This window comes from bacterium (genome assembly GCA_030247525.1).
Lineage (GTDB): Bacteria > Electryoneota > JAOADG01 > JAOADG01 > JAOADG01 > JAOTSC01.
In genome coordinates this window covers 1-9,822 of the sequence record JAOTSC010000128.1, presented here as the reverse complement: position 1 = coordinate 9,822, position 9,822 = coordinate 1, and the positions used below count along the sequence as shown (strand labels likewise).

5 protein-coding genes are annotated in these 9,822 nt (G+C 48.2%); all 5 read left to right on the top strand.

Annotated elements, in window-relative coordinates:
- Positions 1 to 138: 138 nt before the first annotated feature.
- The 5 genes from OEM52_11240 (at position 139) to kdpC (ending at position 9,821) form a co-directional block, all read left to right on the top strand.
- Positions 139 to 4,077 carry a choice-of-anchor D domain-containing protein gene (locus tag OEM52_11240; GenBank protein MDK9700708.1) on the top strand — a complete coding sequence of 1,313 codons (3,939 nt, stop codon included), beginning with the start codon at positions 139 to 141 and terminating at the stop codon, positions 4,075 to 4,077.
- A gap of 368 nt (positions 4,078 to 4,445) precedes the next feature.
- On the top strand, positions 4,446 to 4,667 hold the full coding sequence (locus OEM52_11235) for a hypothetical protein (protein MDK9700707.1): 222 nt from the start codon (positions 4,446 to 4,448) through the stop codon (positions 4,665 to 4,667).
- 640 nt (positions 4,668 to 5,307) lie between these two features.
- Complete coding sequence (gene kdpA, locus OEM52_11230) at positions 5,308 to 7,050, top strand: potassium-transporting ATPase subunit KdpA (GenBank protein MDK9700706.1); 1,743 nt, start codon at positions 5,308 to 5,310, stop codon at positions 7,048 to 7,050.
- 8 nt (positions 7,051 to 7,058) lie between these two features.
- Complete coding sequence (kdpB, locus tag OEM52_11225; protein MDK9700705.1) at positions 7,059 to 9,134, top strand: potassium-transporting ATPase subunit KdpB; 2,076 nt, start codon at positions 7,059 to 7,061, stop codon at positions 9,132 to 9,134.
- 39 nt (positions 9,135 to 9,173) lie between these two features.
- Positions 9,174 to 9,821 (top strand): potassium-transporting ATPase subunit KdpC, encoded by a 648-nt coding sequence (kdpC, locus tag OEM52_11220; GenBank protein ID MDK9700704.1) that lies wholly within the window; start codon positions 9,174 to 9,176, stop codon positions 9,819 to 9,821.
- Position 9,822: the final 1 nt, after the last annotated feature.

Here is a 9,822-nt window from a genome sequence, read left to right as displayed (position 1 = left end):
TTATTATATATGCTATTATATGGGTATTATGATGAAAAACATTTATCACTTTCCACTGCGCATTTCCTCTCCCAAGAAGTTGTCCTTCATACTACGTTGCTTACGGTTCATGTATTCAATTCTGTCAAGGAGACTACCATGCGAGTTAGCATTCAAGTAACGATAATTTTTATTGCATTAGCTGTGGTTTTACTTAGTGTCTTACCAGCGAATGCGCAACCAACCAGCGGTCTGTTGGCTTACTATCCTTTCACTGGCAACGCAAACGATGCCAGCGGGAATGGCGTGAATCTTACCGCACAGAGTGGCGCTACATTAACGAGTGATCGCTTTGCTGTCGGAAATCGGTGCTATGTGTTAAGTGGCACAAACAGTGGGCTGAGCGCGAATATTGGCTCAGCGTTTTCGGTATCCAATGTCACATTATGCGCCTGGATACAGATAAATGGACGCGGAGACAATAGTCCTCGACTTATTGCAGTTGGACCGACGTTCGGAGCATCGCATCCGTATGAATTTGGTTTGAACGGAATCGGCAATCCGAGGACGCTGTTTTTTAATGGCATTTCGAGCACGCAATCCTTAAGTACAGGGGGGGCTTGGACACATGTGGCGGTGACTTATAACGGTTCTCAGGTGAAGTTCTATATCAATGGAGAGCTTTCGAGCACGGCGGCTTATTCAGCCACACTTGGTTCGTTCTCAAGCGCCAAGCTACAGATTGGGTACAATGATAACGGTTTTGATCGCTTTGACGGTTGGATGGACGAAATCCGAATCTACAACCGCGCCCTGTCGGCAAGCGAAATCTATCAGTGTTACTCACCGACAAACGGCCTGATGGCGTTTTATCGCATGAACGATACTTTCGATTCAACAGGGCAGACAGTTAGGCTCACTGCTTCCAATGTAGCTGCTTCGGCAGATCGCTATGGCACTGCTAATCAGTGTTACACCTTTAACGGTAATACCAGTCAGATGTACAACACAGTTGGGTCCGGTTTTTCGACAACGAAGGTTTCGTTGTGCGCTTGGATTTCAGTTACCGGTGCGGGTGACCATAATCCCCGTATCATGTCTGTTGGACCGACCGGTTCCTCGTATCAATACTATCGATTGAATTTAGTTGGAACCGGCAGCACGCGTTACATATCGTTTGGAGTGAGCCAAAACGGCACCAGTACAGCTTTCCAACATAACAGCACCGGAACGATTCCTACCAATGGGAGCTGGCACTTTGTCGTCGCGACATACGACGGCGCGCAAGTCAAGCTCTACATCGACGGCGCTCTGTCGGGAACGCATTCCCAAACTGCGGCTCTCGGGAGTTTCTCGAATACCGCGCGATTACAAATCGGCTATAGCGATAACGGATATGATCGGTTCGCAGGCAAGATTGACGATGTCCGTTTGTATAACCGTGCGTTGACTGAGTCCGAAGTCTCATCGCTCTATACTCCTCCATCGTTACGAGTTACTTATAACGGTAATACAATAACTCCTCCTTTGAATTTTGGTGTATATCCGATTGGGGAAACGTCGCAACGCGTGATTAGGTTGCAAAACAACGGTGGTAATACGTTAACGATTTCCAATCCCTCGATTACCGGCGATTTTTCGATGACGGTGCTCCCCTCCTCGCTCGCGCCAAACGAAATGCGTGATATAACCATCACTTTCCAACCATCGGCACCCGGAACGAGAAACGGGACGTTGTCGTTTACCCACAACGCCGACGGGAGTCCTTATTCGTTGTCGTTGACAGGCACCGGAGGAGTCTTGACGCTCACTTCACACAATGGCGGGGTATCGGTCGCAGCGGGATCCACATCGAACATTACCTGGACATCGCAGGGACTATCCGGTTATGTGATGATATACCTGAATACAAATTATCCAAACGGGTCATGGACATCATTAGCGCGCGGGAACTTGAATGGTCAATACGCTTGGATACCTTCTTCCGGTCAAATCACAACCAATGCGCGAATCCGTGTTGCCAAAGGGGGCGATGAAACAACATTCAACGATGTCAGTGATGTGAACTTCAGTATTGTCGAGTCGGGTGGACCTCAGTTGTCTGTTACTTCCAACGGTTACTCCATTACTCCACCGATTGATTTCGGATTGGTGAGTCTCTCGCAAACCTATCAACAGGTAGTTCGTCTCTCCAATACTGGAACTAGCGCACTAACGATAACGAACCCGTCGATCACAGGTGATTATGCGATGTCATCTGTTCCATCGTCGATTGCGGCTGGTGCCTACAGCAATGTTACGCTAACTTTTGCGCCGACAGCTGCCGGAACGCGAACTGGAACGTTTTCGTTTTCGCACAATGCACCGAATAGCCCGTATTCGGTTTCCTTGACTGGAAATGCCGGAGTTATCACCTTGTCAAGTCCTAACGGAGGGGAAACGGCACCAGTAGGTGTTGCCACGAATGTAAACTGGACCTGCGATGGGCTCACCGGCTCGGCCGTTATTAGTATCAATACGTACTATCCGAGCGGCGACTGGGTCAACTTAAACAGTCAACCGATACCGATAACGAATGGTACTTGGTCGTGGACACCAACCTCGGATCAAATCTCAAGTAGTGTTCGGATTCGCGTTTCACGAATGGACGACGGGTCCAGATTCTCCGATGTCAGTAATGCGAACTTTAGCGTAGTCGCCTCGGCTCCGGTAGATATCACGAATAACGGAAACTCGGTTAATGACTCGCTGGACTTTGGTGAGGTTCCAGTCGATCCCGGTTCTGCAATTGATGAACCGGCAAGCTCCGAATTGGTGGTTCGAATAACGAACATTCTGCCATTTCCAATTCCATTAACAAACCCGGTTATTTCTGGTGATTTCTCGATGTCGACACTACCTGCGTGGTTAGCGCCCGGTGCGCATTGCGATGTAACACTCACTTTTATCCCGACCGATGTTGGAACGCGCTCTGGCGGATTTGCCTTTAATTATTTCACAGGATATACGCCGTGTAGTATTATTTTGACTGGGCTTGGGGTAACGTACACATCAGGTGGCATACCTGTTGTGGGCACCGGTGGAGCAATGTTGCCTTGGACACCTTCACTGCCAAGCGATCCTGGAACCGCCAACCTACCGCCGTTATCGATTGTCTTCCCGGGAGCATCGGGGGTAACCCCCTCATCCATCAATGTACTCTATTGTGCTACTCCGCCAATACCAGAGAACCCGCCTTTTCTCCCAGAATCTTCGATAGAGCGGTTCTGGACAATAGACCAGACTGGCGGTTCCGAATTCGGAGCAGACTTAACATTTCGGTTTACCGCAGCAGAAGACGTCAACAATCTTCGAAGCGGGCTACTCGCAGTTGCACGTTCCACGGACGAAGGGGCAACATGGATGGAGTATGCAAGTGGTTTATCTGTTACACCTATTGGCGGCGCATTTGAAGTGCTGGTTCCCAATGTGAATGAGTTCTCGTCATGGGCATTAGGTTCAGTCACGATTTTGCCAGTGGAGTTGGCGTCATTTAATGCAGTAACTGGCGATGGCAGGATTATCCTGAATTGGCGCACTGAGAGTGAAAGGAATAATGCGCATTTCAATATCTATCGTTCTACATTTGCAAATGAGCGAGGTGAGTTGATAACCAGAGTTTTCGGTCATGGGAACTCTTCAACGCGAATTGATTATACCTATACGGATGAGCGTGTTATTAACGGGACAACATATTTCTACCGCATCGCAGATGTTTCGCTTGACGGCATTGAACACATGAACCACTTTGTCGTATCAGAAACCCCGGCGATGCAGGCTTTTGGAGAGATTCCGATCATGTATACGCTTGATCAGAACTATCCGAATCCGTTTAACCCTAAGACTTGCATTTCCTACGGTATCCAAAAGGAGGGACATGTTAGGCTGTTTGTTTATAATCTGATGGGACAAGAGGTGGCGAGATTGGTGGACGAGTATCAAACTCCCAATATGTATCAGGTTGAGTTTACTGCTGCCCATTTACCGACAGGTACCTACTACTATTCGCTAACGACTGATGGGTTTAGCAGCGTTAAGAAGATGGTGCTGATGAAGTAAGTCATCTTACCGATTGTTGTCACAATAATAAGCCCTTCCAACTGGGAAGGGCTTATTTCTTTAACGTAATCCCGCGAATAATTGAGGAAGTCGCGAACCTTGATCTTGTCGATAACGAGCAAATCATACTCCCTCTATGATGAGAATAGCTTGAATAAAGTGAGCTGGAAAGTTGGAGAATGTTTCGTAAACCCTTGCGACGAAAAGCGTTTTGCTTCTTGTTGCACTAACTTCATACGCCCAACCAACTTTCGGTTTGCTGGCATACTACCCTTTAACCGGCAATATGAATGTAGGTATGAATTCTAACTACCCGGCAGGAAATTGGACGAACTTAGGTACCGTTAGTGCGTAACAGGTACCAATAGTTGGACACCGTCAGTGCATCGACGAATACAACAGTCCGCGTTGTTCATGTGAATGAAGCGACCTTAACCGATAACGGAACTTCTTATACCTCCGGTGGTGTAACGGCATCGGGATCCGGTGTAAATCTTACAATGTGGAAACCTGCTCTACCAAACAACTTGGGCAGAGCGAATCAACCACCGATTACCATTGATTCCCAGGAACATCAGGAACTTCGTTAACCACTGTTACAGTTCGTTATCAGCCAACACCACCAATGCCTGCTAACTGTCTATTTCAGCGCCAAACTCAGTTTATCGATTCTGGGATGTCGATCAAACTGGAGAAAACTGGTTTGGTACTTCACTGATATTCCGGTGAACCGCCGATGATGACATTAATTCCAAATCGATGATAAAACACCTGACCAAATCTATCACTATCAAAGAACTAAGCTTGTTTGTTGTGACGAACACATTGAAGCTTGTATTCGGTGTTCGATTTCCTTTATAAACTGCATTTCTGAGAAAGTAGCGCAGGAGCTGCTCGTTATTTTTACAGTTTTATTACAAGATATCGAGTCTACTGGCATTTCTTCTTTACATGATCGAAAGTAAACTTTCCGTATTCACGTTATGCATTCGATACTTCTTCAGTAAGGATAGTGAAATTGAAGGAGAACATTTAGTAAACGATCATTGGCTAACTGCTTCTTATCCCGATAGCGACGTTGCACAATCGGATTATGTCTCGGTTGCTCGGAAACAAGTGAAGCAAGTAAAGGAGACTATTCGATGGCTTGGTTGTATATCATTGCAGCAATCGTCGCAGTTTTGCTGTCAGCTATTTGCTCGTTGCGTTGTTTCATGCGGAGAAATTCTAATGCCACCTTTAGAATACTTACAGATCGGCATATTCTTAGTGTCGTTACTGCTGCTTGCCAAGCCGCTTGGCATCTACATCGCACGAGTGTACTCAAGCGAATACACATCGCTCAACCGTGTATTGCAACCCATCGAACGATTGATTTACCGGATTACTCAAGTAGATCAATCGCAGGAAATGAGTTGGAAAAGTTACACGATAGTCTTGCTGCTGTTCAATTTGTTTGGATTCATTGCGTTGTTTGCGATGCTCTTGTTGCAAGGCATGCTTCCCCTCAATCCGCAGCAATTTGGAATGGTTCAAATCGCACTTGCATTCAATACTGCCGTCAGTTTTGTTACGAATACCAATTGGCAGGCATATGGTGGCGAAACGACGATGAGTTACTTCTCCCAAATGGTGGGATTGGGTGTACAGAATTTCGTATCGGCGGCAACCGGCATGGCGGCAATGGCTGCGCTCATCCGCGGGTTAGCGCGAAAGACAGCAACCACTTTGGGAAACTTTTGGGTAGATCTGGTACGCTCCACGCTCTATGTATTACTGCCGTTGTCATTTGTTCTTGCCGTTGCATTAATCTGGCAAGGTGTACCACAAACATTTCAATCTTATCAATCGGTTCAACTGGTCGAGGCGATCCCCGACACCTCCGGCTCTGCGACCACACACCAGACACTCCCATTAGGACCTGCTGCATCGCAAATCGCGATCAAGCAGTTAGGCACGAACGGCGGTGGTTTCTTCAACGTGAACTCAGCCCATCCGTTTGAGAACCCGACTCCGTTATCGAATCTGTTAGAAATGCTTGTAATTCTCCTGATTCCGGCGGCTTTGTGTTTCACATTTGGCAAGATGGTAGGCGATAAACGGCAAGGCAATGCGTTGCTGATAGTAATGTTTGTATTGCTGCTCGGATTTCTTGCGGTTGCAGTAGAGCAGGAAGTTACCGGGAATCCTCGTCTTACCACTTTAGGAGTCGATCAATCTTCGACAGATCAACAACCGGGTGGTAACATGGAAGGGAAGGAAGTGCGGTTCGGTGTGGTTAATTCGGCTATCTGGGCGACGGCAACCACTGCGGTGTCGAACGGTTCGGTCAATGCGATGCACGATTCCTTTACACCTTTGGGTGGATTAGCGCCGATGTTGCTGATGCAGTTGGGGGAAATTGTGTTTGGCGGTGTCGGATCAGGTCTCTACGGCATGCTCATATTCGTCATCGTCGCGGTGTTTATCGCAGGATTGATGGTTGGTCGAACACCGGAATACTTAGGGAAGAAAATCGAAGCGTTTGAGATGAAAATGGCGTCGATTGTTCTACTGGTTCCCATCGCGCTGGTACTGATCGGTACCGCAATCGCGGTATTGTTACCGGCTGCGAAAGCTTCGGTTTACAATCCCGGTGCGCATGGATTCAGCGAGATTCTTTACGCGTTTTCTTCGGCGGCAAACAACAACGGCAGCGCATTCGGCGGACTATCGGCGAACACCAATTTCTACAATGTCGCTTTAGGAATTGCGATGATGCTCGGTCGATTTATGGTGATTATTCCCGTATTGGCGATTGCCGGTTCGATGGTGCAAAAGCGAAGCGTTCCCGCAGGTCCCGGCACTTTTCCGACTCACGGTTGGCTGTTCGTAGTTGTTTTGTCGGCGGTAATTCTGGTTGTCGGTGCGCTTAGCTTTTTTCCTGCGTTAGCGTTAGGTCCAATCGTTGAACATTTGCAGTTGTGGCAATAGGAGAAATCATGTCGAAGAAAAATGAAGCATCGAGTGGCATTCTTGATCGCTCCTTTTTGAAACAGGCGGTGGTCGATTCCTTTCGCAAGTTGAATCCTCGCACCCAAATCCGGAATCCTGTGATGTTTGTAGTATTCGTCGGAAGTATACTGACGACACTGCTTTTTGCACAAGCAATAGTTGGAACCGGCGAAGCACCTGCCGGGTTCATTTTCGCAATCTCCCTGTGGTTGTGGATTACTGTCCTATTCGCCAACTTCGCGGAAGCGGTCGCCGAAGGCAGGGGACGAGCACAAGCCGCTACACTGCGGAGTGCGCGGCGCGATGTTCCTGCAAAAAAACTATCTTCGCCACAACGCGAAGCAAAGTACACTTTAGTCCCGGCGATACAACTCACCAAAGATGATGTTTTTTTAGTCGAAGTTGGTGACCTAATTCCTTCCGATGGTGAAGTGATCGAAGGAGTAGCATCGATCGACGAAAGTGCGATAACCGGAGAAAGTGCACCGGTAATTCGCGAAAGCGGCGGCGACCGCAGTTCGGTTACCGGCGGCACACGGGTACTGTCGGATTGGTTGGTTGTTCGTGTAACTGCCAAGCCTGGTGAGTCTTTTCTTGATAAAATGATTGCTATGGTAGAAGGGGCAAAACGGCAAAAGACTCCCAACGAAATTGCGCTCAACATTTTTCTCGCGGCAATGACCATCATTTTTTTATTGGTAACGGCAACGCTCTTGCCCTATTCAATTTATAGTGTACAAGAAGCGGGGTCGGGCAGTGTTATTACCATCACCGCATTGGTTGCCTTACTGGTTTGTCTGGCACCGACCACAATTGGCGCACTGCTATCCGCTATCGGCATCGCCGGAATGAACCGGCTAAGTCAAGCGAATGTAATGGCAATGTCCGGTCGTGCCGTCGAAGCGGCGGGAGACGTCAATGTGCTGCTATTAGATAAAACTGGCACGATCACTTTAGGCAACCGGCAAGCAACCGCCTTCATTACGGCGAACGGTGCGAAAGAGAGTGAGCTTGCTGATGCCGCACAAATGGCATCACTGGCGGATGAAACTCCGGAGGGGAGAAGTATCGTTGTATTGGCGAAAGAAAAGTATGGTATCCGGGAACGGGAAATCGCAAAACTCGGAGCGCGGTTTTTAACGTTTTCGGCGAATACCCGGATGAGTGGCGTTGATTTGAACGGTAAGGAAATACGAAAAGGTGCTGCCGACGCGATTGAAAAATATGTCGCGCAAAAAGGTGGACTGTTTCCCCAAGACGTTCGCGATACCGTCAACCGGGTCGCACAAACGGGTGGAACGCCTTTGGTGGTAGCGGAGGACAGTCGGGTACTGGGCGTCATTCAATTGAAGGACATTGTCAAAGGTGGGATTCAGGAACGGTTTGCCCAATTGCGAAGGATTGGCATCAAGACAGTGATGATCACTGGCGACAACCCGATTACTGCCGCGGCAATCGCTGCGGAAGCCGGTGTAGACAGTTTTCTGGCGGAAGCGACTCCTGAAGCGAAACTAAAGTTAATTCGACAGTATCAATCCGAAGGGCATCTGGTAGCAATGTGTGGCGACGGTACAAACGACGCCCCAGCATTGGCGCAAGCGGATGTCGCAGTCGCTATGAATTCCGGTACGCAGGCGGCGAAGGAAGCTGGGAACATGGTCGATTTGGATTCCAATCCAACAAAGTTGATCGAAGTAACCCAAATCGGCAAACAGCTTTTAATGACCCGTGGCGCGTTAACCACTTTTAGTATCACAAATGATGTTGCGAAGTACTTTGCCATCATTCCGGCGGCATTTGCCACAACGTATCCAGCATTAAATGCATTAAACATTATGCATCTCGCTTCTCCGCAAAGCGCGATTCTATCGGCTGTGATGTTCAATGCAATCATCATCGTTTTTCTGATACCACTCGCATTAAAAGGGGTGAAGTATCGGCTGATGCCCGCCTCGCAAGCGCTGCGTCGCAACCTGTTGGTGTATGGCGTCGGCGGATTGCTCGTTCCGTTCCTTGGCATCAAGGTTATCGATTTAATCATTTCTGGTTTTGGTATACTCTAAGTCATCTAATGACTCAGAAAGGGTAAATTTGAGGTGAGTATGAAACAGCTTTGCAAGCAATCATTACTAATGCTTCTTGTTCTTACAATTCTCACAGGAATTCTGTATCCGTTCTTAGTCACATTGGTAGGTCAAACGGCATTTTCGCGTCAAGCGAATGGCAGTATCCTGCTTGAAAATGGCGTACCGATTGGATCAAAACTCATTGGTCAGAGTTTTACCGATCACGCCTACTTTTGGGGGCGGCCGTCGGCAACAGAGTCGGTTCCTTATAATGGCGCAAGCTCGAGTGGCTCAAATTTAGGTCCGACGAATCCAGCGCTGGTCAGTGCGGTAACACAACGAATTGCCGCTCTGCAAGTAGCCGACAGCATAAATGTGAAACCGGTTCCGGTGGATTTGGTTACAATGTCCGGCAGCGGACTTGATCCACACATTTCTTATGCCGCCGCGCTGTATCAATTGCATCGCGTTGCGGTTTCACGTAACGTACCGGAAGATGAAATCCGGAGGTTGCTGAATCGGATTGCAGAAGACCGTCAATTCGGCGTACTTGGCGAACCTCGGGTGAATGTGCTTATCTTGAATATCGCATTGGATCGGCAGTTTCAGGTGGCACGCACGCAGAGTTCACGTGGAAGCACAACGACCAAACTCCGACGATTCACTCGCCTGGTCAAAACTTGAC

What these genes read in the sequence shown, in the direction of transcription:
- kdpB (MDK9700705.1), top strand. Translation starts at nt 7,059, where the DNA reads ATGTCGAAGAAAAATGAAGCATCGAGTGGCATTCTTGATCGCTCCTTT.
- kdpC (MDK9700704.1), top strand. Translation starts at nt 9,174, where the DNA reads ATGAAACAGCTTTGCAAGCAATCATTACTAATGCTTCTTGTTCTTACA.
- kdpA (MDK9700706.1), top strand. Translation starts at nt 5,308, where the DNA reads ATGCCACCTTTAGAATACTTACAGATCGGCATATTCTTAGTGTCGTTA.
- OEM52_11240 (MDK9700708.1), top strand. Translation starts at nt 139, where the DNA reads ATGCGAGTTAGCATTCAAGTAACGATAATTTTTATTGCATTAGCTGTG.